The 23,809-nt window shown below is 62.9% G+C and carries 25 protein-coding genes; 14 read left to right on the top strand and 11 right to left on the bottom strand.

Going from position 1 to position 23,809, the window contains the following annotated elements; all coding sequences use genetic code 11:
- Positions 1 to 187: 187 nt before the first annotated feature.
- From QMX89_RS10715 to QMX89_RS10775, 13 genes are all read left to right on the top strand, one after another.
- The gene (locus tag QMX89_RS10715) at positions 188 to 757 is read left to right on the top strand and encodes a lipocalin family protein (RefSeq protein WP_282348126.1); all 570 of its coding nucleotides are present in this window, start codon (positions 188 to 190) and stop codon (positions 755 to 757) included.
- A 142-nt stretch (positions 758 to 899) separates the two neighbouring features.
- Positions 900 to 1,610: a histidine utilization repressor gene (gene hutC / locus QMX89_RS10720; RefSeq protein WP_282348176.1), complete on the top strand. Its 711-nt coding sequence runs from the start codon at positions 900 to 902 to the stop codon at positions 1,608 to 1,610.
- Positions 1,611 to 1,723: 113 nt separating this feature from the next.
- Positions 1,724 to 2,692: an ABC transporter substrate-binding protein gene (locus tag QMX89_RS10725; RefSeq protein ID WP_282348127.1), complete on the top strand. Its 969-nt coding sequence runs from the start codon at positions 1,724 to 1,726 to the stop codon at positions 2,690 to 2,692.
- Between the two features lie 45 nt (positions 2,693 to 2,737).
- Complete coding sequence (locus tag QMX89_RS10730; protein ID WP_049861732.1) at positions 2,738 to 3,589, top strand: proline/glycine betaine ABC transporter permease; 852 nt, start codon at positions 2,738 to 2,740, stop codon at positions 3,587 to 3,589.
- Complete coding sequence (locus QMX89_RS10735; protein WP_049861733.1) at positions 3,586 to 4,407, top strand: glycine betaine/L-proline ABC transporter ATP-binding protein; 822 nt, start codon at positions 3,586 to 3,588, stop codon at positions 4,405 to 4,407. The genes QMX89_RS10730 and QMX89_RS10735 overlap by 4 nt, the downstream gene beginning before the upstream one ends.
- A 159-nt stretch (positions 4,408 to 4,566) precedes the next feature.
- Complete coding sequence (locus tag QMX89_RS10740; RefSeq protein ID WP_282348128.1) at positions 4,567 to 5,712, top strand: hypothetical protein; 1,146 nt, start codon at positions 4,567 to 4,569, stop codon at positions 5,710 to 5,712.
- A gap of 90 nt (positions 5,713 to 5,802) precedes the next feature.
- Positions 5,803 to 6,774, top strand: coding sequence for a prolyl aminopeptidase (gene pip / locus QMX89_RS10745; protein WP_056844443.1), 972 nt, complete (start codon positions 5,803 to 5,805; stop codon positions 6,772 to 6,774).
- The gene (gene dtd, locus QMX89_RS10750; protein WP_049861736.1) at positions 6,771 to 7,208 is read left to right on the top strand and encodes a D-aminoacyl-tRNA deacylase; all 438 of its coding nucleotides are present in this window, start codon (positions 6,771 to 6,773) and stop codon (positions 7,206 to 7,208) included. The genes pip and dtd overlap by 4 nt, the downstream gene beginning before the upstream one ends.
- A 263-nt stretch (positions 7,209 to 7,471) precedes the next feature.
- Positions 7,472 to 9,229, top strand: a complete 1,758-nt coding sequence (locus tag QMX89_RS10755; RefSeq protein WP_282348129.1) for a glucan biosynthesis protein G — start codon at positions 7,472 to 7,474, stop codon at positions 9,227 to 9,229.
- On the top strand, positions 9,222 to 11,798 hold the full coding sequence (gene mdoH / locus QMX89_RS10760) for a glucans biosynthesis glucosyltransferase MdoH (protein ID WP_282348130.1): 2,577 nt from the start codon (positions 9,222 to 9,224) through the stop codon (positions 11,796 to 11,798). The genes QMX89_RS10755 and mdoH overlap by 8 nt, the downstream gene beginning before the upstream one ends.
- 237 nt (positions 11,799 to 12,035) lie before the next feature.
- Positions 12,036 to 12,833 (top strand): transporter substrate-binding domain-containing protein, encoded by a 798-nt coding sequence (locus QMX89_RS10765; protein ID WP_282348131.1) that lies wholly within the window; start codon positions 12,036 to 12,038, stop codon positions 12,831 to 12,833.
- 75 nt (positions 12,834 to 12,908) lie between these two features.
- The gene (locus QMX89_RS10770) at positions 12,909 to 13,871 is read left to right on the top strand and encodes an amino acid ABC transporter permease (protein ID WP_282348132.1); all 963 of its coding nucleotides are present in this window, start codon (positions 12,909 to 12,911) and stop codon (positions 13,869 to 13,871) included.
- Positions 13,864 to 14,598 (top strand): amino acid ABC transporter ATP-binding protein, encoded by a 735-nt coding sequence (locus tag QMX89_RS10775; RefSeq protein ID WP_282348178.1) that lies wholly within the window; start codon positions 13,864 to 13,866, stop codon positions 14,596 to 14,598. Before QMX89_RS10770 ends, QMX89_RS10775 begins: the two co-directional genes overlap by 8 nt.
- A 299-nt stretch (positions 14,599 to 14,897) precedes the next feature.
- Here QMX89_RS10775 and QMX89_RS10780 read toward each other — a convergent pair whose 3' ends face one another.
- The 10 genes from QMX89_RS10780 to ubiE all read right to left on the bottom strand — a co-directional run bounded on the left by QMX89_RS10780 (position 14,898) and on the right by ubiE (position 22,978).
- Positions 14,898 to 16,814 carry a methyl-accepting chemotaxis protein gene (locus QMX89_RS10780; protein ID WP_282348133.1) on the bottom strand — a complete coding sequence of 639 codons (1,917 nt, stop codon included), beginning with the start codon at positions 16,812 to 16,814 and terminating at the stop codon, positions 14,898 to 14,900.
- A gap of 129 nt (positions 16,815 to 16,943) precedes the next feature.
- Positions 16,944 to 17,651, bottom strand: a complete 708-nt coding sequence (locus QMX89_RS10785) for a 16S rRNA (uracil(1498)-N(3))-methyltransferase (RefSeq protein ID WP_049861750.1) — start codon at positions 17,649 to 17,651, stop codon at positions 16,944 to 16,946.
- Positions 17,648 to 18,436, bottom strand: a complete 789-nt coding sequence (gene tatC / locus QMX89_RS10790) for a twin-arginine translocase subunit TatC (protein ID WP_282348134.1) — start codon at positions 18,434 to 18,436, stop codon at positions 17,648 to 17,650. Before tatC ends, QMX89_RS10785 begins: the two co-directional genes overlap by 4 nt.
- A complete protein-coding gene (gene tatB, locus QMX89_RS10795; RefSeq protein ID WP_049861752.1) occupies positions 18,433 to 18,909 on the bottom strand; it encodes a Sec-independent protein translocase protein TatB in 477 nt (158 codons plus the stop codon). Before tatB ends, tatC begins: the two co-directional genes overlap by 4 nt.
- Before the next feature lie 3 nt (positions 18,910 to 18,912).
- Positions 18,913 to 19,173, bottom strand: a complete 261-nt coding sequence (locus tag QMX89_RS10800; RefSeq protein WP_049861753.1) for a twin-arginine translocase TatA/TatE family subunit — start codon at positions 19,171 to 19,173, stop codon at positions 18,913 to 18,915.
- 25 nt (positions 19,174 to 19,198) lie between these two features.
- Positions 19,199 to 19,534 carry a phosphoribosyl-ATP diphosphatase gene (locus QMX89_RS10805; RefSeq protein ID WP_049861754.1) on the bottom strand — a complete coding sequence of 112 codons (336 nt, stop codon included), beginning with the start codon at positions 19,532 to 19,534 and terminating at the stop codon, positions 19,199 to 19,201.
- The gene (gene hisI, locus QMX89_RS10810; RefSeq protein ID WP_056844435.1) at positions 19,527 to 19,928 is read right to left on the bottom strand and encodes a phosphoribosyl-AMP cyclohydrolase; all 402 of its coding nucleotides are present in this window, start codon (positions 19,926 to 19,928) and stop codon (positions 19,527 to 19,529) included. The genes QMX89_RS10805 and hisI overlap by 8 nt, the downstream gene beginning before the upstream one ends.
- A gap of 52 nt (positions 19,929 to 19,980) precedes the next feature.
- Positions 19,981 to 21,588 carry a ubiquinone biosynthesis regulatory protein kinase UbiB gene (ubiB, locus tag QMX89_RS10815; protein WP_049861756.1) on the bottom strand — a complete coding sequence of 536 codons (1,608 nt, stop codon included), beginning with the start codon at positions 21,586 to 21,588 and terminating at the stop codon, positions 19,981 to 19,983.
- Complete coding sequence (locus tag QMX89_RS10820) at positions 21,585 to 22,208, bottom strand: SCP2 sterol-binding domain-containing protein (protein WP_090355674.1); 624 nt, start codon at positions 22,206 to 22,208, stop codon at positions 21,585 to 21,587. The genes ubiB and QMX89_RS10820 overlap by 4 nt, the downstream gene beginning before the upstream one ends.
- Positions 22,208 to 22,978 carry a bifunctional demethylmenaquinone methyltransferase/2-methoxy-6-polyprenyl-1,4-benzoquinol methylase UbiE gene (ubiE, locus tag QMX89_RS10825; protein WP_043191385.1) on the bottom strand — a complete coding sequence of 257 codons (771 nt, stop codon included), beginning with the start codon at positions 22,976 to 22,978 and terminating at the stop codon, positions 22,208 to 22,210. The genes QMX89_RS10820 and ubiE overlap by 1 nt, the downstream gene beginning before the upstream one ends.
- Before the next feature lie 127 nt (positions 22,979 to 23,105).
- Here ubiE and QMX89_RS10830 point away from each other — a divergent pair, with 127 nt between their 5' ends.
- Positions 23,106 to 23,384 carry a polyhydroxyalkanoic acid system family protein gene (locus QMX89_RS10830; RefSeq protein WP_043191383.1) on the top strand — a complete coding sequence of 93 codons (279 nt, stop codon included), beginning with the start codon at positions 23,106 to 23,108 and terminating at the stop codon, positions 23,382 to 23,384.
- On the opposite strand, the gene QMX89_RS10835 is transcribed toward QMX89_RS10830, so the two are convergent.
- Complete coding sequence (locus QMX89_RS10835) at positions 23,381 to 23,758, bottom strand: DUF971 domain-containing protein (RefSeq protein ID WP_049861758.1); 378 nt, start codon at positions 23,756 to 23,758, stop codon at positions 23,381 to 23,383. The genes QMX89_RS10830 and QMX89_RS10835 overlap by 4 nt on opposite strands.
- Positions 23,759 to 23,809: the final 51 nt, after the last annotated feature.

Below are 23,809 nucleotides of genomic sequence, written 5' to 3' on the forward strand. Positions count from 1 at the left end.
CCCGCTAAGGCTTCACCTCGTTCTGCCTGATATCCGGCGCTGCTCGCTTCGCGGGCAGAGCCCGCTCCCACAACCCCCAACCCCCAACCCCCAACCCACAAGCCATGAGGGTCGCAATTGGAACCCACGCGGTCTGCGCTCTTCTAAGCAGCACACACCCTGTGTCTGCCGTTCAAGGAGAGCCCCCATGTCGTTGCGCAAGTTCGCCTTGCTACCTTTGTGCCTGTCGCTGATGATCGCCGGCTGCAGTAACGCCCCCGACGCCAGCATGGCGCCACGCACCGTCGACAGCGTAGACCTGCAACGCTATCAAGGCACCTGGTACGAAGTGGCCAGATTGCCCATGTTCTTCCAACGCAACTGCGCCCAGTCCGAAGCCCACTACACCCTGCAAACCGATGGCAATATCGGCGTGCTCAACCGTTGCCGTACCGAAGGTGGTGAATGGAGCGAAGCCAAGGGCACGGCGTCGCCACAGGTCCCGGGCAAGACCGACAAGCTGTGGGTAGTGTTCGACAACTGGTTCTCCCGGATGGCGCCAAGCCTGGCCAAAGGCGACTACTGGGTCTTGGACGTGGACGACAGCTACCAGCATGCGCTGGTCGGCAGTCCGAGCCGCAAGTACCTGTGGCTGCTGTCACGTACTCCCCAGGTGTCCACCGCAGTGCGCGAGCGGATGTTGGCGAAGGCACGTCAGCAGGGCTATGACACCAGTCGCCTGATCTGGCGCGCGGCGGATGCCGACATCGGCAAATAAGGCCTGTCGCGACTTGCGCCCGGCACGAGTGGCGTTACAGCCTAGGCGCGAGTCGCGTTACAATGTCGCTCGCTGTGCCCTACGAATCAATCAAGGAATTCCCGTGCCGACTCCGCCTGTTGTCCCTGCGCTGGCTGCCCAGATGGGCGAAAGTCCGGCGCCCTTGTATGCCCGCGTCAAACAGATGATTGCGGTGCAGATCCTCAACGGCACCTGGCCACCGCACTACCGGGTGCCTTCGGAAAGCGAGCTGGTCAATCAGTTGGGCTTCAGCCGAATGACCATCAACCGTGCCCTGCGCGAGCTGACGGCCGAAGGCCTGCTGGTGCGCATGCAGGGCGTCGGTACGTTCGTGGCCGAGCCGAAAAGCCAGTCGGCGCTGTTCGAGGTGCACAACGTCGCCGACGAGATCGCCGCTCGCGGCCATCGTCACAGCAGCCGCCTGGTGCTGCTGGAAGAGGAGGCGGCCGGTGCCGAACGCGCCTTGACCCTGAACATGCGCGAAGGCCAGCGGGTGTTTCATTCGATCATCGTGCACTACGAAAACGACATCCCGGTGCAGATCGAGGATCGTTACGTCAACGCGCAGATCGCCCCGCAGTACCTGCAGCAGGACTTCGTCGACGAGACCCCCTATGCCTACCTGACCCGCGTGGCACCTTTGACTGCCGGCGAGCACGTGGTCGAGGCCATGCTGGCCAACCCCAGCGAGTGCGAGCTGCTGCAGATCGAGCGTGGCGAACCCTGCCTGCTGATCCTGCGGCGTACCTGGTCGGGCAAGACGCCCGTCACCGCCGCGCGCCTGATCCACCCCGGATCACGCCATCGCCTGGAAGGCCGCTTCACCAAATAGGCCTCCCCACGGCACAAATATGCCAATCTGCCGTTCGTCGCGCAGAACAATGGCTCATCGTGCGGTCACACTCATAGATCGCCGTGACCATGGCTTATGTGGAGCAGGACCCGATGAAACTGAACAAGACCCTCCTGGCAACGACCCTGTCCCTGGGCTTGCTGGCCGGTGCCACCAGCAGCCAAGCCGCTGGCTGGTGCGAATCGGGCAAGACGGTGAAATTCGCCGGCCTGAACTGGGAGAGCGGCATGCTGCTCACCGACCTGCTGCAATTCGTCCTCGAGCACGGCTACGACTGCAAGACCGACAGCTTGCCCGGCAACTCCATCACCATGGAAAGTGCCCTGGGCAGTAACGACATCCAGGTGTTTGCCGAGGAGTGGGTCGGCCGCAGCGAAGTCTGGAACAAGGCCGAGCAGGCGGGCAAGGTGGTCGGGGTCGGCGCACCGATCACCGGCGCCGTGGAAGGCTGGTACGTGCCGCGCTACGTGATCGAAGGCGACGCCAAGCGCGGCCTTGACGCCAAGGCCCCCGATCTTGCCGCCATCGCCGACCTGAGCAAATACGCCAAGGTGTTCAAGGACCAGGAAGAGCCGAACAAGGGCCGCTTCTACAACTGCCCGGCCGGTTGGACCTGCGAGCTGGAAAACAGCGAAATGCTCAAGAGCTATGGTCTGCAGGACAGCTACACCAATTTCCGCCCCGGCACCGGGCCAGCCCTGGATGCGGCTGTGCTGTCGAGCTACAAGCGCGGCGAACCGATCCTGTTCTACTACTGGTCGCCCACTCCGCTGCTGGGTCAGGTCGATGTGGTCAAGCTGGCAGAAAAGCCCGGTGTGGACAAGACCATCAGCATCAAGGTCGGCCTGTCCAAAGCCTTCCACGAAGGCGCGCCGGAATTGCTTCCCGTGTTCGAGAAGGTCAACCTGCCCATCGACCTGCTCAACCAGAACCTGGCGCGCATGAGCCGCGAGCGTATCGAGTCGCCCAAGCTGGCGCGCTTGTTCCTCAAGGAGCACCCGGAAGTCTGGAAGCCGTGGGTCAGTGAAGCGGCAGCCAGCAAGATCGAAGCGGCGCTTTGACCTTGCCCGTTGTTTTGACGAAGCCCCTTGCACCGAGAGCGCTCCATGTTTCCTGAGAGTTTCACCTTCTCCATCGCCGACTGGGTCAACGACGGCGTCGATGCGCTGGTCACCCGCTACGGCGATGTGTTCCGGCAGATCTCCGACACACTGCTGTGGGCCATCGTCAACCTGGAAAGCCTGCTGCGCATGACGCCTTGGTGGCTGATGCTGGCCATCGTCGGCGGCATCGCCTGGCATGCCTCGCGCAAATGGCTGACCACCGTGGTCATCGTTGGCCTGCTGTTTCTGGTGGGAGCCGTGGGCTTGTGGGACAAGCTCATGCAGACCCTGGCCTTGATGCTCGTGGCCACGGTGATTTCCGTAGTGATCGCCATTCCCCTGGGCATTCTTGCTGCGCGTAGCGACCGGCTGCGTGCGGTGTTGATGCCGCTGCTCGACATCATGCAGACCATGCCCAGCTTCGTGTACCTGATCCCAGTGCTGATGCTGTTCGGTCTGGGCAAGGTGCCTGCCATCTTCGCCACCGTCATCTACGCGGCACCGCCGCTGATTCGCCTGACCGACCTGGGTATTCGCCAAGTGGATCGAGAGGTCATGGAGGCGATCAACGCCTTCGGCGCCAACCGCTGGCAACAGCTGTTCGGCGTGCAACTGCCGCTGGCCTTGCCCAGCATCATGGCTGGTATCAACCAGACCACGATGATGGCGCTGTCCATGGTGGTGATTGCCTCGATGATCGGCGCGCGCGGCCTGGGCGAAGACGTGCTGGTCGGCATTCAGACGCTGAACGTGGGCAAGGGCCTAGAGGCGGGGCTGGCGATCGTCATTCTGGCGGTCGTGATCGACCGCATCACTCAGGCCTATGGTCGTCCCCGTCACGAGGTAGGCCGATGAACCCACCCAAGATCGAAGTGCGCAACGTCTACAAAGTATTCGGCAAGCGCGAGAAAGAGGCGCTGGCGCTGAGCCAGCAAGGCCAAAGCAAGGAACAGGTGCTGGCAGCAACCGGTTGCGTGGTTGGCGTCGATGACCTGTCATTGTCGATCGCAGCGGGCGAGGTGTTCGTGATCATGGGTCTGTCCGGTTCGGGCAAGTCGACATTGGTGCGGCATTTCAACCGACTGGTAGACCCTTCCAGTGGCCAGATTCTGGTGGATGGCGAAGATATCCTGCGCTATGGCATGCCAGCGCTGCGCGAATTTCGCCGCCGCAAGATCAGCATGGTGTTCCAGAGCTTCGGCCTGTTGCCGCACAAGAGCGTGCTCGACAACGTCGCCTATGGGCTCAAGGTTCGCGGTGAGAGCAAGGCGCTGTGCCAGGAGCGGGCGCAGCAGTGGGTCGAGGCGGTCGGTCTCAACGGCTACGAGCGTGCCTATCCCCAGCAGCTGTCCGGCGGCATGCGCCAGCGTGTGGGCCTGGCGCGGGCACTGGCGGCGGACACCGACATTATCCTCATGGACGAAGCGTTCAGTGCTCTGGACCCGTTGATCCGTGCAGAAATGCAGGATCAGTTGCTGGAATTGCAGACCCGCCTGCACAAGACCATCGTGTTCATCACCCACGACCTGGACGAGGCGATTCGCCTGGGCAACCGGATCGCCATCCTCAAGGATGGGCGCTTGATCCAGGCCGGGACTGCCAGGGAAATTCTGCACAACCCGGCTGACGATTACGTTGACCGGTTCGTGCAGCGTCGCAGCGTTGCGGTTTGAGGCAACCGGTGGTGGGGTCTGGAAAGCGTCTGCCGACATTGCTGTCAGACATTTCTGTCGGAAGTTTCTGAAAAGTGCCTCTTTCAGAAACTTCCGATTGTTGTCCCGCAATACCCTGCCTAGCGTGCAGGCATCCGTTCAGGAACAAGGAATGCCTGCATGCCCGTCACCAAGCACTACCTCAGCCATGAAGCCATCCACAAGGCGTTGCGCATTGCCGACTTGACCGATGCCTGCGAACCGCCCCACGCGGTACGCCTGCTGGTCAGGGATCTGCTCGCGGGTCTGGTGCGCCAAGGCTGGCCCCTGGCCGAAGTGCACAAGGGGCCGCGGATCATCTCCGCAGTGGAAAACTTTCAGCTGTGCGGTGACGATCCCCAAGTGATGGATGAAGTCAGCACTCACAGCTGTTGGGTCGATGATGAATTGCTGCTGCGCACCCAGACCAGCAGCGCGGTCATCACCGGCCTGCAGGCGGCGGCGGGGCGTCGCGCGCCGGGCGAAACCATCATGCTCGCCGCGCCCGGCATCACCTTCCGTCGCGACATCCGCGATCGCTGGCACTGCGCCGAACCGCACCAGATGGACATCTGGGTAGTGGGCGACGCCGCGCTGGGCAATCGTCAGGAGCTGCTGCGGCTGGTAGGCGACGTGCTGGACATCGCCGTGCCGGGACGCATGTGGGCGCACAGCTCGGGCGTCTGCGGTTTTACCCGCGATGGCCTCAATGTCAGCCTGGTCACCCGCCAGGCGCCGGTGGATATTCTGGCTTGCGGTTGCATCTGCCCGGCGTTCCTGCAACGCCTGGACGTCGATCCCCAGGCCCATGGCGGTCTGGTGCTGCGCCTGGGGCTGGATCGCCTGGCGATGCTGCGCAAGGGTGTTCCGGACATTCGTCTGCTGCGTGACGGCCATCCCCAGGTCCAGGCGCAGATGGGCGACCTCAAGGCCTGGCAACCGCTTTACCGCCAGCCGGCCATCAGCCGTGACCTGTCGCTGGCGGTGGAACCTGGATTGGGCATCGAGGACATCACAGAGCGTGTCCTGCAGGTGGCCGGCTATCGCGCCGGCTGGATCGAAGAATTGCACATACGGGGCTGCTGGTCGTTCGAGGAATTGCCTTCCCTGACCATCAAGCGTCTGGGTATCGTGCGTGGCCAGCACAACCTGGTGCTGCAGGTGGTGCTGCGCGACCATGCCCAGTCCTTGACCGCGCAACAGGCCGATGACCTATACCGGGACATCCGCGCCACCCTTCACCAAGGCGTGCCCGGTGGCGCCTATCTGGTGGGGGAGCGCTTGTGAAACCCTGCAATGGATAGGGAGAATGCGCCGAGTGGTCATTCGGGTTTATGATGGCCGACGGCAGAGACCCAACTTCCAACGGAGCGCACGATGCAAACCTTGTACCCGCAGATCAAACCCTACGCCAGGCATGATCTGGCCGTGGAAGAGCCGCACGTGCTGTATGTCGACGAGAGCGGTTCGCCGCAGGGCTTGCCGGTGCTCTTCATCCACGGCGGCCCGGGTTCGGGCTGCGACGCGCAGAGCCGTTGCTACTTCGATCCCAACGTCTATCGCATCGTCACCTTCGACCAGCGCGGCTGCGGCCGTTCCACCCCCCATGCCAGCATTGAGAACAACACCACCTGGCGGCTGGTGGCAGACATGGAGCGCATTCGCGAACACCTGGGCATCGACAAGTGGGTTCTGTTCGGCGGCTCCTGGGGCTCGACCTTGGCGCTGGCCTATGCCCAGACGCATCCCGAGCGCGTGCATGGCCTGATCCTGCGCGGAATCTTCCTGTGCCGCCCGCAGGAAATCGAATGGTTCTACCAGTGCGGCGCCAGCCGTCTGTTCCCCGACTACTGGCAGGACTACGTCGCGCCGATTCCACCGGAAGAGCGCGGCAACCTGTTGCAGGCCTTCCACAAGCGCCTCACCGGCAATGACCAGATCGCCCAGATGCACGCTGCCAAGGCGTGGTCCACCTGGGAAGGCCGTACCGCGACCCTGCGACCCAACCCGTTGGTGGTCGACCGCTTCTCCGAGCCGCAACGTGCATTGTCGATTGCCCGCATCGAGACCCACTACTTCGTCAACAACGCTTTCCTGGAGCCGGATCAATTGATCCGCGACATGCCGCGTATCGCCCATTTGCCGGCGGTGATCGTGCATGGCCGCTATGACGTGATCTGTCCGCTGGACAACGCCTGGGCGCTGCATCAAGCCTGGCCCAACAGCGAACTGCAGGTGATTCGCGACGCTGGCCACGCCGCCTCCGAGCCGGGCATCACCGATGCGCTGGTGCGTGCCGCCGAACAGATGGCGCGCCGTTTGCTGGATTTGCCTCTGGAAGAGGCATGAAGGGGCTGCTGCAACGGGTCAGCCAGGCCCGTGTCGAGGTCGCCGGGCAGACCATAGGCGCCATCGATCAGGGTTTGCTGGTACTGGTGGCCGTCGAACCGGACGACACCGCCGCCAGTGCCGACAAGCTGCTGCATAAGCTGCTCAACTATAGAGTGTTCAGCGATGAGCAGGGCAGGATGAATCTGTCGCTCAAGGACGTCGGCGGCGGGTTGCTGCTGGTGTCGCAATTCACCCTGGCGGCGGACACCCGCAGCGGCCTGCGCGCAGGCTTCTCCACTGCAGCGCCGCCGGCCTTGGCGCAGGCGCTTTTCGACCACCTGGTCGAGGCTGCAAAAAAAGCGCACGGGCAGGTTCAGGTGGGGCAATTCGGTGCCGATATGCAGGTAAGCTTGACCAATGATGGGCCTGTAACCTTCCTGTTACAAAGTTAATGGCCTATTGATGGCGAGTTTGCGGTCGTCGACCTCTCTTCGTAGCATAAATACTTGGGCTACCCTGATGCGTTGTGACGCGACGTACTAGATAATCGCGCGCCAGGGGGGCCACGTTTTGCTACCCGGTATTTCCAGTTTGAAGCGTGTCTGGCTCCGCTTGGGGAATCATTAAGCCCTTTTGGAGTCGGAACAGTGCTCGCCAACCCGGCGCAAGATTGCTGGCCGTTGGTTTTTCGATATGTTTTCGGCGAGGGTTGCTCGTGATTGTTAGTCCTTTAAATGCTTCAAGAACACCCCGCACTCGGTTGCGCAAAGCGATGCTGGCCGGGTCTGCACTGTTCTGCCTGTTCAGCGCCAGCCAACTCTGGGCCTTCAGCCTGGACGATGTTGCCGGACGCGCCAAGGAGCTTGCCGGTCAGAAATTCGAAACCCCGCGCAGCAACTTGCCCAAAGAGTTTCGCGACATGAAGTTCGCGGACTACCAGAAAATCCGTTTCCGCAACGAGAACGCAGAATGGGCTGATGCCAAGACCCCGTTCAAGCTGTCTTTCTATCACCAGGGCATGCATTTCGACACGCCGGTGAAGATCAACGAAGTCACCGCCACTGCCGTCAATGAAATCAAGTACGACCCTGCGCGTTTCGATTTCGGCGACCTGCAGTTCGATCCCAAGTCCACCGAGCAGTTGGGTTACGCCGGTTTCCGTGTGCTGTTCCCGATCAACAAGGCGGACAAACAGGACGAGATCATGACCATGCTGGGCGCGAGCTACTTCCGCGTCATCGGCAAGGGTCAGGTCTATGGCCTCTCGGCCCGCGGCCTGGCCCTGGATACGGCACTGCCGTCGGGTGAAGAGTTCCCGCGCTTCCGCGAATTCTGGGTAGAACGGCCAAACGAAGGCGACAAGCAGCTGGTAATCTTTGCCCTGCTCGATTCGCCGCGCTCCACCGGCGCCTACAAGTTGACCCTGCGTCCTGGCAAGGACACCACCGTCGACGTCGAGTCGCGGGTGTTCCTGCGTGACCGTGTCAGCCGCCTGGGTATCGCGCCGCTGACCAGCATGTTCCTGTTCGGCTCCAACCAGCCGTCCCGTGTGCAGAATTATCGCCACGAGCTGCATGACTCCACCGGCCTGTCCATCCATGCCGGCAACGGTGAGTGGCTGTGGCGCCCGCTGAACAATCCCAAGCACCTGGCTGTGAGCAGCTTCACCGTCGAGAACCCCAAGGGCTTCGGTCTGCTGCAGCGTGGCCGCGAGTTCTCCCGCTACGAAGACCTCGACGACCGCTACGACAAGCGCCCAAGCGCTTGGATCGAGCCGAAGGGTGATTGGGGCAAGGGCACCGTCGACCTGGTGGAAATCCCCACTGCGGACGAAACCAACGACAACATCGTGGCGTTCTGGAACCCGGAGAAGATCCCGGAGCCGGGCGTGGCGCTGGAGCATAACTACCGCCTGCACTGGACGATGGACGAAGACGAGTTCCATTCGCCCGACATTGCCTGGGTCGACCAGACTCTGCGCTCGACCGGTGACGTGAAGCAGTCCAACCTGATTCGTCAGGCCGATGGCAGCATCGCCTTCCTGATCGACTATCAGGGTCCGGTGCTGGCCGCTCTGCCTGAGGACGCCGCCGTTCGCAGCCAGGTCAGCGTCGATGACAACGCCGAGCTGGTCGAGAACAACGTTCGCTACAACCCGGAAACCAAAGGCTGGCGCCTGACCCTGCGGGTCAAGGTCAAGGATCCGAACAAGGCCGTGGAAATGCGTGCGGCGCTGGTCAAGGATCTGCCGGTGGAGCCCGTCAAGGCTACCGAACCGGTCGAAGACAAGGGTGCGCACAAGCATGACAAGGCGCACGGCAAGGCCGAGAAGCCAGCCGAAGTGGCCCAGGCCCCTGCAGCGACCGCGCCGGAAGCCGCTGCCGAAACCGCTCCTGTCACACCTACCGAACCGGTCAAGACCGAACAGGTCCTGACTGAAACCTGGAGCTACCAGTTGCCCGCCGATGACTAATTCTCCAGCTCGGCCAGAATCGCTTGGCGAATACCTGGCTCAATTGCCCTTGGGGGACGCACAGCGCGCAGAACTTGCCGACTGCACGTCCTTCACCGAACTGCACGAGCGCCTGTCCGGGCGCCCGGCGCACGATGCCGTGCTCGGCGCACAGAACTCGGTCGAACAGCGCCTGCGGCTGGACTCGGCTGCCGAACTGGAAGAGGCCGAGATGTTCGGCCTCGACGCCAGCGGTCGCCTGCAGCTCAAGGCCACGCCACCGATCCACCGTACGCTGGTGGTTCCCGAGCCCTGGCGCACCAACGTCCTGGTTCGGGCATGGCGCAAGCTGACCGGCAAGGCCAGCAAGCCCGAGCCGACCAGCGACAAGCGCGAGTTGCCGAAAGCGCGCTGGCGCTGGGTCGGTTCGATGCGTCGCTACATCCTGCTGGTGCTGATGCTCGGCCAGACCATCGTCGCCGGCTGGTACATGAAAGGCATCATGCCGTACCAGGGCTGGGGCATGGTCGACCTCGACGAAGTGGTTCGTCAGCCGATCATGCAGACCGCCACCCAGGTCCTGCCGTACTTCCTGCAGACCAGTATCCTGATCCTCTTCGGTATCCTTTTCTGCTGGGTATCGGCGGGGTTCTGGACGGCGTTGATGGGCTTCCTCGAACTGCTCACCGGTCGCGACAAGTACCGCATCTCCGGTGCCAGCGCGGGCAATGAGCCGATCGAAGCCGGTGCGCGTACCGCGCTGGTGATGCCGATCTGCAACGAAGACGTGACTCGCGTCTTCGCCGGTCTGCGTGCCACGTTCGAATCGGTGAAGGCGACCGGCGATCTGGATCGCTTCGATTTCTTCGTGCTCAGCGACACCAACGACCCCGACATCGCCGTTGCCGAGCAGCAGGCGTGGTTGCAGGTGTGCCGCGAAGCCGGTGGTTTCGGCCACATCTTCTATCGTCGCCGTCGTCGTCGGGTCAAGCGCAAGAGCGGCAACCTCGACGACTTCTGCCGTCGCTGGGGCAGCGAATACCGCTACATGGTCGTACTCGATGCGGACAGCGTGATGAGCGGCGAATGCCTGACCAGCCTAGTGCGCTTGATGGAAGCGACGCCGGACGCGGGCATTATCCAGACCGCGCCGAAGGCGTCAGGCATGGACACCCTGTATGCGCGCATGCAGCAGTTCGCCACCCGCGTGTACGGTCCGCTGTTCACCGCAGGTCTGCACTTCTGGCAGTTGGGCGAATCGCACTATTGGGGGCACAACGCGATCATTCGCATGAAGCCCTTCATCGAGCACTGCGCCCTGGCGCCGCTGCCGGGCAAGGGTGCGTTCGCCGGTGCGATCCTCTCTCACGACTTCGTCGAGGCGGCCCTGATGCGCCGTGCCGGCTGGGGCGTGTGGATTGCCTACGACCTGCCAGGCAGCTACGAAGAGTTGCCGCCCAACCTGCTTGACGAACTCAAGCGCGATCGCCGCTGGTGCCACGGCAACCTGATGAACTTCCGCCTGTTCCTGGTCAAGGGCATGCACCCGGTTCACCGGGCGGTGTTCCTGACCGGCGTGATGTCGTACCTGTCGGCACCGTTGTGGTTCTTCTTCCTGGTGTTGTCCACGGCCCTGCTGGCGGTGAACACGCTGATGGAGCCGACCTACTTCCTGGCGCCACGACAACTGTACCCATTGTGGCCGCAATGGCATCCCGACAAGGCGGTGGCGCTGTTCTCCACCACCATCGTGCTGCTGTTCCTGCCCAAGCTGCTGAGCATCATCCTGATCTGGGCCAAGGGTGCGAAGGAATACGGCGGTCGTTTCAAGGTCACCCTGTCGATGCTGCTGGAGATGCTGTTCTCCATGCTGCTGGCGCCGGTGCGTATGCTGTTCCACACCCGTTTCGTGCTGGCCGCGTTCCTGGGCTGGGCGGCTACCTGGAACTCGCCGCAACGCGACGACGACTCCACTCCATGGAGCGAAGCGATCAAGCGTCACGGCTCGCAAACCCTGCTGGGTGCGGCCTGGGCTGCCCTGGTGATCTGGTTGAACCCCAGCTTCCTGTGGTGGCTGACGCCGATCGTGGGTTCGCTGATGCTGTCGATCCCGGTATCGGTGATTTCCAGCCGGACCAACCTGGGTGTGCAGGCTCGGGAGGAGAAGCTGTTCCTGATCCCGGAAGAGTACGACACGCCACAGGAACTGGTTTCCACCGATCGCTACACCCAGGAGAACCGCGACAACGCGCTCAAGGACGGTTTCGTGCGTGCGGTCGTCGATCCGCGCCAGAACGCCCTGGCCTATGGTTTGGGCACGGCACGGCACGGCAAGGCCGCGCCGATCGAGAGCATGCGTGCGCAGTGGGTCCATCAGGCTTTGCAAGGTGGTCCGCAGAAGCTCGATAACAACACGCGCATGTCGCTGCTCAGCGATCCGGTGGCGATCTCGCGTCTGCATGAGCATGTCTGGGCCGATCAGAACACGGCCTGGCTGGATGCCTGGCGTCAGTCCAAGCAAGCGGAACGCCCGGCTCAGCCTGAGCAACCGCTCGGTGCTGTACCGGCAACAGGCTTGCAGAACGCCTGACCGCACCTGACCTTTTCGCGGCCGATGACCGCTCCTACAGGAATCTCCAAACACCTGTAGGAGCGGTCAGTGGCCGCGAAGGTCACACCCCAATATCCCCGCCATGCCCCCCAACAGTGCCATCCGGCACTAATTTCAGTACCAAACTTTGTCCAGACCCCCGTTTGAGTTAGGATCGCACCCCGAAATGGTGCGCCCAGGCCGGGTCGTGCCCGAAGTTGGCTAGGGGAATTGGTGATGAAGAAGTATCTGTCGATGCTGCTGCTCGGCGTCATGGCCATGGCGGCCGTGGGTTCGGCGCACGCGGGCGCTATCGATGAAGCGGTCAAGCGCGGCACATTGCGCGTGGGCATGGACCCCACCTACATGCCGTTCGAGATGACCAACAAGCGTGGCGAAATCATCGGTTTCGAAGTCGATCTGCTCAAGGCCATGGCCAAGTCCATGGGGGTCAAGCTGGAACTGGTTTCTACCAGCCTGGACGGCATCATTCCCGCCCTGATGACCGACAAGTTCGACATGATCGGCAGCGGCCTGACCCTGACCCAAGAACGCAACCTGCGCATCAACTTCAGCGATCCGTTCATCGTCGTCGGCCAGACCCTGCTGATTCGCAAGGAATTGGCCGAGAAGATCAAGACCTACAAGGACTTGAACTCAGAGGACTACCGCATCACTTCCAAAGTAGGCACCACCGGTGAGTTCGTGGCGCGCAAGCTGATCGCCAAGGCGCAATACCATGGCTACGACAACGAGCCTGAAGCGGTACTCGATGTGGTCAACGGCAAGGCCGACGCATTCATCTATGATTCGCCCTACAACGTGGTGGCGGTGGACAAGGTCGGCAACGGCAAGCTGGTCTACCTCGACGAGCCCTTCACCTACGAACCGCTGGCGTTCGGCTTGAAGAAGGGCGACTACGACAGCCTCAACTTCATCAACAACTTCCTGCGCCAGGCCCGTGAAGACGGCAGCTACGATCGTATCCACAAGAAGTGGTTCGTGAACAAGAACTGGCTCAACGAAATGCAGTGACTGCGCCTCTGGCCAGACTCTCCCTGACGCGCGGGCTTGCCCCGCGCGTCGGTCTTCTAGCGGATTGAACCCCCTGTGATCAAACACCACAAAGCCCAATGGCCCTGGCACGGGCTGACCGCGCTGGTGCTCATCGGCCTGGCTTTCAGCTTGTACGCCGCGACCTCGCGCATCTCCTACGAGTGGCACTGGAATCGGGTGCCGCAATACTTCGTCTACCAGGCCGAACAGCCGCAGCGCGCCGAAGGCTACGGCAGCGTCGAACAGATCACTCGGGAGGGCGGGCGGGCACAAGTGACCCTGCGCGATGAAGACGGCGGCGAGCAGGTGTTGCGTGTGGACGCCAGCAGTGTCGTGCTGCAGGAGGGCGATGACGTGTCCGAAGGCGATCAGATCGGCGTGACCCGGCACTGGACGGCCGGACCGATCGCCTGGGGCTTGTGGACCACCCTGTGGCTGTCGCTGGTGTCGGGCGTGGTCGGGCTGCTTCTGGGTCTGGTCACCGGGCTGTGCCGGCTGTCGAGCAATCCCACCCTGCGTCATCTGTCCACCGTGTATGTGGAGCTGGTGCGCGGCACGCCGCTGCTGGTGCAGATCTTCATCTTCTACTTCTTCATCGGTACCGTACTCAACCTCTCGCGCGAGTTCGCCGGTGTTGCGGCACTGGCGTTGTTCACCGGCGCCTACGTCGCCGAGATCGTGCGCTCGGGCGTGCAGTCCATCGCCAAGGGGCAGGGCGAGGCTGCCCGTTCGCTGGGCCTGGATGCCGGACAATCGATGCGTTACGTGATCCTGCCCCAGGCGTTCAAGCGTGTATTGCCACCGTTGGCGGGGCAGTTCATCAGCCTGGTCAAGGACACGTCGCTGGTTTCGGTGATCGCCATCACCGAGCTGACCAAGAGTGGGCGCGAGGCGATCACCACGTCGTTCTCGACGTTCGAGATCTGGTTCTGCGTGGCAGCCCTGTACCTGGTCATCAACCTGCCGCTGTCGTATTTCGCCAGCCGGCTCGAGCGGAGGCTTGCGCAAAGTGATTGAAGTACGCAACCTGTTGAAGGTGTTCAATACCCGCGGCCAGGTGGTGCGTGCGGTGGATCAGGTCAGCACCCAGGTGGCCAAGGGCGAGGTGCTGGTGGTTCTGGGCCCTTCGGGTTCGGGCAAGTCCACGTTCTTGCGCTGTCTGAATGGCCTGGAGGCGTTCGATCAGGGCTCGGTCAGCATCGACGGCCTGCGCCTGGATGACCCCAAGACCAACATCAATGCCTATCGGCGCGAAGTCGGCATGGTGTTCCAGCACTTCAACCTGTTTCCGCACATGACCGTGCTGGAAAACCTCTGCCTGGCGCAGAAGGTGGTGCGCAAGCGCGGCAAGGCCGAGCGCGAGGCCAAGGCCCGTGCGTTGCTGGCCAAGGTCGGCATCGGCGAGAAGGCCGATGCGTTTCCGTCACGGCTGTCCGGCGGCCAGCAGCAGCGCGTGGCCATTGCCCGGGCGTTGTGCATGGACCCCAAGGTGATGCTGTTCGACGAGCCGACTTCGGCGCTCGACCCGGAGATGGTCGGTGAAGTGCTGGAAGTGATGAAGACCCTGGCCGAGGAGGGCATGACCATGGTGTGCGTTACCCATGAGATGGGTTTCGCTCGGGAAGTCGCGGACCGGGTGCTGTTCTTCGACCACGGCCGGTTGCTGGAGGACGCGCCCCCGGCCGAGTTCTTCGATGCACCCAAGGACCCCAGGGCACAGGCGTTCCTGCGGCAGGTGTTGTAGTTCTGCTGTTTGGGTGACTGTAGGGCCTCTTCGCGGGCAGAGGGCTCGCCGCCCGCCCCGTTCCCACAGGAGTACGGCAGGAGTTGTGGGTCTGTTGCCTGGCTGACTGGCTGTGTTGGCCTCTTCGCGGGCAGAGACCCGCTCCCACAGGAGTACGGCGGGAGTTGCGGGTCTGTTGCCTGGCTGACTGGCTGTGTTGGCCTCTTCGCAGGCAGAGACCCGCTCCTACAAGATCGCTGCAAACTCTTGTGGGAGCGGGTCTCTGCCCGCGAAGAGGCCCGCAAGCCCACCACCCAACCTCAAACCTTGAACTGCCCCACCAACCCCTGCAGGTGTGTCCCCAGCCGCGCCAGCTCGATGCTCGACGCTGCGGTCTCCTCGCTCGCCGCCGACGTCTGCTCGGAAACCTCGCGCACATTGAGCACGCTGCGGTTGATCTCGTCGGCCACCACGCTCTGTTGCTCCGCCGCTGCCGCGATCTGCTGATTCATGGCCTGGATCGCCGACACCGTGCGGGTGATGTCGCTCAACGACTGGCCGGCACGGCGAGCCAGTTGCACGCTGCTGTCGGTCATTTCCCGGCTGCTGTCCAACGCGCTCGACACCTGATGAGTCCCGGTTTGCAGGGATGCGATCAGCGCCTGGATCTCTTCGGTCGATTGCTGGGTACGTTGGGCCAGGCTGCGTACTTCATCGGCCACCACGGCGAATCCACGACCGGCCTCGCCGGCGCGGGCCGCCTCGATCGCCGCGTTGAGGGCCAGCAGGTTGGTCTGCTGGGCCACGGAGGTGATCACATCGAGCACACCGCCGATCTTGCTGCTTTCCTGCTTCAACTGATTCATGGCTTCGCTTGAATGCAGCACTTCGGCGGCCAGACGTTCGATCTGGCCCACCGCCTGGCTGACCACCCGATCGCCTTCGCGTGCCTGTTGATCGGCAGCCACAGCGGCCTCGGACGCCTCTTCGGCATTGCGCGCGACTTCCTGCACGGTAGCGGCCATCTCATTCATGGCGGTGGCGACCTGATCGGTTTCGACCTTCTGCGCATTGACGCCGGCACTGGTCTGCTCGGTGACCGCAGACAACTCCTCGGCCGCGCTGGCCAATTGCGTCACGCCTTCGCTGATGCCGCCCACCAGTTCACGCAGGTTCAAGGTCATGCGCTGCAAGGCCAGCTGCACCTGGCCCAGTTCGTCACGCCGAATAATGGCCGGCGACTGTCTCAGGTCGCCGGACGCAACTCGTTCGACACTGGCCAGGGTCTGGCGCAGGGGGCCGACGATCTGCGCGGTAATGGCCCATGCCGCGGCAATGCCGAGCAGGGTCGCCAACGCTGCCGCTGTTGCCAGCCACGCTTTGGCACGGGCCGTATCGGCATCGCGCTTGGTGGTCTGCGAGTCGCCGAGTCGATCGCTCAGATCAAGCAGCGAGGTCCCCAACGTCGTCATCGTGTCGATGCTCTGAAGAGTTGTCTGCTGATTCTCGCTGAATTGCGCCACCGCAGCGCGGTAGGCGCTCAAGGCTTCCCCAGCCTGCTGCAGGCGCCCGATGAGTTCACTGGATACGCTGGCCTGTGCAGCGGCGACCGAGGCGATCGCCTGGTCGATGGCCGTCAGTGCCGGCTGGCGCGCTTCGTCCTTGGCGCTGTAGGTGTAGCCACGCACCTGGAAGCGAGCTTGCTGGATCAGCCGACTGGTTTCCACCAGCGTGCTGAACGCCGACAGGTCACCTTGGCCGAGCAGGGCTGCCTGCACCTGATTGACTTCGGCAACGGCGCGGTCGGCGGTGCTGCCCAATTGACTGCGGGCGGCCTCGCGACCCTGGATCGACAGCAGCGACGCGGCGAATGCCTGGCGATAGGCCTGGGTAGCCGCTATTTCCTGCTCGACCAGCGCTATATCTTCGGACATCACGAGGGTGTGCTGTGCGATCACCAGGTTGGCATCGAGCTCATCGAGCAGGCGAGTGACGGTGTCGGCACCGGAACTGCCTTTCTGCAATTCGAACGATTGAGCAGCGATGCGCAGGTCGCGCATGCGGTCATCGAGTATGGAAATGCTGGTGATCTTGTCGGCCCGCTCGATCAAGCGGGACAAGCCGAACCAGCCGGTGGCGGCGATCAGCAGCGTAAGCAGTAGCACCAACCCGAAACCGATCCCCAGTTTCAGGTTGACGCTCAGATTGCCCAGGTAACGGGCAAAGGTGTTCGACATGATTGAAGCTCCCTTTCAGGCCGACGGGTTGATTGTCGGCAGTTCAAGGGCATCGGCGTGAATGGAAGAAACTCGATAGTGGCATGTAACTAAATGCGGCGGCCGCTGTCACCTTCAGCTGTAGCCGCTTCAGAACAGCCGGGCGAGCAACACCGCCACCGCAGTTTCGACCCGCAGAATGCGTTCGCCCAGCTGGACAGGCTGCAGGCCCGCCTCCTTAAGCAGATCGATCTCGTAGGGAATCCAGCCGCCTTCCGGGCCGATGGCCAGCGTGACCGGCTCGGCGAGCTGGCGCGGGCAGGGCGGATAGTCGCCGGGGTGCCCGACCAGGCCCAAGGTGCCGGCGCACAGGGCCGGCAGGCGATCTTCGACGAAAGGCTTGAAGCGCTTTTCGATCACTACTTCCGGAAGCTGCGTGTCGCGGGCCTGTTCCAGACCCAGCACAAGCTGTTCGCGAATCGCGGCGGGTTCCAGGAAAGGGGTCTGCCAAAAGCTCTTCTCGACCCGGTAACTGTTCACCAGCACCACCTTGGCGACCCCCATGGTGGCAATGGTCTGGAATACCCGACGAAGCATCTTCGGCCGGGGCAGCGCCAGGATCAGGGTAAGCGGCAGCTTGGCCGGTGGTGCCTGGTCGAGCACCACGTCCAGCTCGGCTTCGTGACCCTCGAGACGGACCACTTCGGCACGGCCCATCAGGCCGTCGAGCTTGCCCACCCGCAGGCTGTCGCCCAGCTCCACGCGGTGCACGGCCTGCATATGGGTGAAGCGGCGGTCGCGCAACACCACCTTGTCCGGCGCGATGAAATCGGCCGTTTCGAGCAGCAGCAGGTTCATGCCCGGGTCGCGGGCGGCTGGTCGTTGCGATCGTCTTCCTCGCCGGGTTCGTCACCCCGCTTGCGGATCAGTGCGCCAAACAGGATGCCGATCTCGAACAGCAGCCACATCGGCACCGCCAGCAGCGTCTGCGAGAAGATGTCCGGTGGGGTCAGGATCATGCCGACCACGAAGCAGCCGATGATCACATAGGGGCGAATCTTGCGCAGGTACTTCACGTCGACCACGCCGATCCACACCAGCAGCACCACTGCTACGGGAATCTCGAACGCCACGCCGAAGGCGAAGAACAGCGTCATGACGAAGTCCAGGTAGCTGGCGATGTCGGTGGCCATGGTCACGCCCACGGGCGTGGCACTGGCGAAGAACTTGAAGACCAGTGGAAAGACCAGGAAATAAGCGAAGGCCATTCCGGCATAGAACAGGAAGATGCTCGATACCAGCAACGGTATGGCGATGCGCTTTTCATGCTTGTACAAGCCCGGCGCGATGAAGCCCCAGACCTGATGCAGGATGATCGGCACGGCCAGGAACAGCGAGACCATCATGGTCAGCTTGAACGGGGTGAGGAACGGCGAGGCCACGTCGGTGGCGATCATCGTTGCGCCAGCCGGCAGGTATTCGCGCAGCGGCGCCGATACCAGGGTGTAGATCTGTTGGGCAAACGAAAACAGCCCGGCGAAGACCAGAAAGATCACGGCAACGCAGCGCAGCAGCCGCGTGCGCAGTTCGGTCAGGTGCGAGACCAGCGGCATCGGCTGGTCATTTTCCGGAATTTCGCTCATGGGGCTCGCGGTGGCTGTGTAGGTTCATTGGAGGTGACGGGTATCGCGACCGCTGCGGCGCTGCTGGTATCGCGCTCGATCACGTCGGCCTGTTGCGCGGCAGTGGCCACGCTGGTCGGGGTGACGGCGGCGCTCACCGCATCGCGGTCCAGCACCGGCTGTGCCTGAGCTCCTGGCGCGATGGGATCGGCCAGCGGCGCAGGAGGCTCGCTCGGCCGCGCAGGACGCTGCGGGTCGAGAATCTTGCGCGCCTGCTCCTCCAGCGACAGCACGTGCTCGTTGTGCAATTGACGACGAATCTCGTCGGCGCCTATCTCGCGTTCGACTTCGGTCTTGATCGCATTGAAGCTGCGTTTCAGACGCCCGATCCACAGCCCTGCGGTTCGCGCGGCGCCGGGCAGTCGTTCAGGGCCCAGCACCAACAGGGCGATGAGGCCCACGAGCATGAGTTCACTGAAGCTGATACCGAACATTGATCAGTCTTTCCTGATGGGTTCTTCGACTTTCTGATGCTGGCCGTCGAGGGTGTGCGGCGGGGTCAGCGGCGAGCTGGCCTGCGGGTGCACCGGCTGGGTGGGCTGTTCGGCAGCCGGTTTGTCGTCGTCGTTCATGGCCTTGCGAAAGCCTTTGATCGACTCGCCCACGTCGGTGCCCAGGTTCTTGAGTTTCTTGGTGCCGAAGACCAATACCACGACGATCAGGATGACGATCCAGTGTTTCCAATCAAACAGACCCATGATTCAACTCCTCCAAAAAGACATTTCAGGCTGACGGCAGGCGGGCGGCTTTCTCATCGTGACCGGACAGACCGAAGCGGCGGTCCAGTTCATCGAGTACAGCCTGTGGGTGTTGGCCGAGTTGTGCAAGCATGACCAGGCTATGGAACCACAGATCGGCGGTTTCGTAGATGACATCGCTGCAGTCACCGCTGTGCGCGGCGTCCTTGGCGGCAATGATGGTCTCGACCGATTCCTCGCCCAGCTTTTCCAGAATCTTGTTCAAACCCTTGGCGTACAGGCTGGCGACATAGGAGCTGTCGGCGCTGGCGCCCTTGCGTTCTTCGAGTACCGCGGCAACGCGGTCCAGGGTGTCATTCATGGCCATGGCCTGTGTGATAGATGGCGTCGGGGTCTTTCAGGACCGGATCGACGACGGTCCATTGGCCGTCCTCGAAGACCCGATAGAAGCAGCTTTGGCGGCCGGTGTGGCAGGCGATGTCGCCGATCTGTTCGACGCTGAGCACGACCACGTCGGCGTCACAGTCCAGGCGCAGTTCATGCAGCTTCTGCACGTGGCCGGACTCCTCGCCCTTGCGCCACAGCTTGCCACGCGAGCGTGACCAATAGATGGCCCGGTTTTCGGCGGCGGTCAGCGCCAGTGCTTCGCGGTTCATCCAGGCCATCATGAGGATGCGCCCGGTCTTGTGATCCTGGGCAATCGCCGGCACCAGGCCGTCGCGGTCCCATTTGATCTCGTCCAGCCAGTCTTTCATGTGCGACTCCGACAACAGAGAGGGCTAGTGTGCCAGCCGATGGCGCCACTGGCTATCGGCGCACGACCAGGTACAAGCCCGATGCCAGCATCAACCAGGCCGGCCAGGCCTGCACACTGTCCAGGGCAATGCCGGAGACGGCGGTCACTGTCCCGCCCACCAACAAGGCACCGCCGAGCAGCCGCAGGGCCCACCGATCATGGCGTTGCTCCCAGGGCGGTGGTGGATCCTTGCGATGAGGCTGAGACATCCGTTCGAGTAGATCGCGGGTCATGTTGGCCAGATGCGGCAATTGCTCGACCTGCGATTGAACATTCTGAAACAAAGATTTCGGACTGACCCGCTCGCGCATCCAGCGTTCGAGGAACGGCTGGGCGGTGCTCCACAGGTCCAGGTCCGGGTACAGCTGGCGGCCCAGGCCTTCGATATTGAGCAAGGTCTTCTGCAACAGCACCAGTTGCGGCTGCACTTCCATGTTGAAGCGCCGCGCGGTCTGGAACAGGCGCATCAGCACCTGGCCGAAGGAAATGTCCTTGAGCGGCTTCTCGAAGATCGGCTCGCACACGGTACGGATCGCCGCTTCGAATTCGTTCAGCTTGGTTTCCGCCGGAACCCAACCCGAATCGATGTGCAATTGGGCGACGCGGCGGTAGTCGCGCTTGAAGAAGGCGAACAGGTTGCGCGCCAGGTAATCCTGGTCTTCGGGGGTCAGGCTGCCGACGATGCCGCAGTCGATGGCGATGTAGCGTGGGCTCCAGGGCGCCACGGTACTGACGAAGATGTTGCCCGGGTGCATGTCGGCGTGGAAGAAGCTGTCGCGAAAGACCTGGGTGAAGAAAATCTCGACACCGCGCTCGGCCAGCAGCTTCATGTCGGTACGCTGGTCGGCCAGGGCGGCCATGTCGGTGACCTGTACGCCGTAGATGCGCTCCATCACCAGCACCTTGGGCCGGCACCAGTCCCAGTACACCTGGGGCACGTAGAGCAGATCCGAATCTTCGAAGTTGCGCCGCAACTGGCTGGAGTTGGCCGCCTCGCGCAGCAGGTCGAGCTCGTCGTAGATGGTCCGCTCGTAGTCGGCGACCACGTCCACCGGGTGCAGCAGGCGGGCGTCGGCCGACAGTCGCTCGGCCTGACGAGCCAGCAGGAACAGCCAGGCCAGATCCTGGCCGATGACCGATCTGAGCCCCGGACGGATGACCTTGACCACCACCTCTTCGCCGGTCTTGAGCCGCGCCGCGTGGACCTGGGCCACCGAGGCCGAAGCCAGCGGCTCGACGTCGAAGCGACTGAACACGTCGGTGATCTTCGCCCCCAACTGCTGTTCGATCAGGGCCATGGCCTGCTTGGGATCGAACGGCGGTACGCGGTCCTGCAGCAGCATCAGCTCATCGGCGATGTCCTCGGGCAGCAGGTCGCGGCGGGTGGAGAGGATCTGCCCGAACTTGATGAAAATCGGTCCCAGGTCCTGCAACGCCAGGCGCAGGCGCGCGCCCCGGTTGAGCTCCTGGCGGCTGCGCGGCAGCCAGCGCCAGGGCATGGCGAAACGGGTGATCTTCAGCCACCACGGCAGTGGCAGGGCGAACATCAGGTCATCGAGGCGGTAGCGGATCACGACGCGCTGGATGCGCAACAGACGGCGGACGGCAAGCAGCTTCATGCGTTATCGCTGGAGTTGTGGGATCGGGCGAGGCGCTCAATACGCGCCTCGAGGCGTTCGACATCGACTTTCAAAGCATCCAGCTCATTGAAACGGGCCTGGGCTTCCTGCTCGCCTACCAGAGTACGCGCTTCCTCGGCCAGGTATTCGCCCAAATTCTGGGTCGCCGTGGCCAGACCTTCACGGGTCCAGCCCGTGCGGCTGCGCAGGTGCCCGGCCAGCAACGAGGTCGGCACCGGGCCAAGCCAGCGTGAGACTTCGTATTCCCAGTCCAGTTCAAGGTCCTGCAGCACCTTGACCAGCTCGAGCAGGGCAGCGCTGTCGCCGTCCAGATCGACCTGGGGGCTGTGCAGCACGGCAGTCTTGTCCTTGCGCAGCGCCAACTGCACCAGACTGGCGGCCGGCGCCCGCAAGGTGCAGTCGGCCGGCGTGGCCCATTGCTGGGCCAGCATCAAGCCATTGGCGCTGGGCAGGACGTAGAGCGTAAAGGAAGGCTGGCGACCCTGGATGGCAATCACCTTGCCATGCAGGTGCGCCAGGCGCGGCAGTGCCGTGGCGTCCAGGCGCAGCACACGGTTGAGGCCGTGTTCGACACTGGCGATCAGGCCGCCGAGCAACATCAGGGCTTGATCCCGCGGTGCAGTGCGACGATGCCGCTGGTCATGTTGTGGTAGGTGACGCGGTCGAAACCGGCCTGCACCATCATGGCCTTGAGGGTCTCCTGATCAGGGTGCATGCGGATCGACTCGGCGAGGTAGCGGTAGCTTTCCGAATCGTTGGTGATCAGCTTGCCAGCCAGCGGCATGAAGGCGAACGAATAGGCGTCGTAGACCTTGGACATCAGCTTGTTGGTGGGCTTGGAGAACTCCAGCACCAGCAGGCGACCGCCCGGCTTGAGCACACGCAGCATGGAGGCGATGGCCGCTTCCTTGTGCGTGACGTTGCGCAGACCGAAGGCGATGGTCACGCAATCGAAGTGATTGTCGGGGAACGGCAGCTTTTCGGCGTCGGCCTGAACGAATTCGATGTTGCCAGCCACGCCACGGTCGAGCAGCCGGTCGCGACCGACCTTGAGCATGGAGGCATTGATGTCGGCCAGTACGACCTGACCGGTCGGCCCGACCAGATCGGAGAACTTGCGTGCCAGATCGCCCGTGCCGCCAGCGATGTCCAGCACCCGGTTACCCACGCGCACGCCGGACAGCTCGATGGTGAAGCGCTTCCACAACCGGTGCATGCCGCCGGACAGTACGTCGTTCATCAAGTCGTACTTGGCCGCTACCGAGTGGAACACCTCGGCGACTTTTTCGGCCTTCTGGCTTTCCGGTACGTGCTTGTAGCCGAAGTGAGTGGTGGGTTCGGCATCGCCGCCTTTGCGCTGATCATTCATATCGCTGTCACCAGGAAAAATTACGCACCATTCTAAGCCGCACAGGGGCGCTTTGTCTTGGCGCGATGGATTGCCAGGGCATCCGCGTTAAACTGTGCGCCATTGAACCCATTACCCGGAGTCCCCGATGACCCAGATCAACGTCGAACGCAAACACAATCTGGGCCGCGATGCGGCTCGGCAGAAGGCTGAAGTGGTGGTGCAGAAGCTGATCGACCGCTATGACGTGCAGGCCACCTGGCAGGGCGACACGGTGGCGGTCAAGCGCAGCGGCGCGCAGGGAACCGTGCAGATCGACGACGAAGCGATTCGAATCGACCTGAAGCTGGGCATGATGCTGGCGATGATGAGCGGTACGATCCAGAGCGAGATCGAAAAGGCATTGGACAAGGCCCTGGCGGCCTAGAGCATCAACCTCACCACGGACTCGGCGGGGTCGCGGGATTTTCCAGCGGCGCGCAACTGTTCCAGGTAGTCGGCCCAGAGCTGCTCCTGGCGCAGCGCCAACTGGTACAGGTAGTCCCAGGTGAACAGGCCGCTGTCATGGCCGTCGTCGAAAGTCAGCTTCAAAGCGTACTGGCCAGCTGGTTCCACCTTGGTCAGGCCAACCCCCAGTTTCCCCACCTGCAGAATCGGCTTGCCGTGGCCCTGAACCTCGGCGGACGGCGAGTGCACGCGCAGGAACTCGGCGGGCAGGTGGAACACCTCGTCGGGGCCATACGTCAGGCTCAGGGTCTTGGAGGCCTTGTGCAGGTTGATGGCGCTCGGGATTTTGCTCATGGTCGACTCTCGCAGGCGCGGGGAGCAGCGTGTCAGTCAGAGCACGGAGCG

Source organism: Pseudomonas sp. PS01301 (genome assembly GCF_029960215.1).
Lineage (GTDB): Bacteria > Pseudomonadota > Gammaproteobacteria > Pseudomonadales > Pseudomonadaceae > Aquipseudomonas > Aquipseudomonas coleopterorum.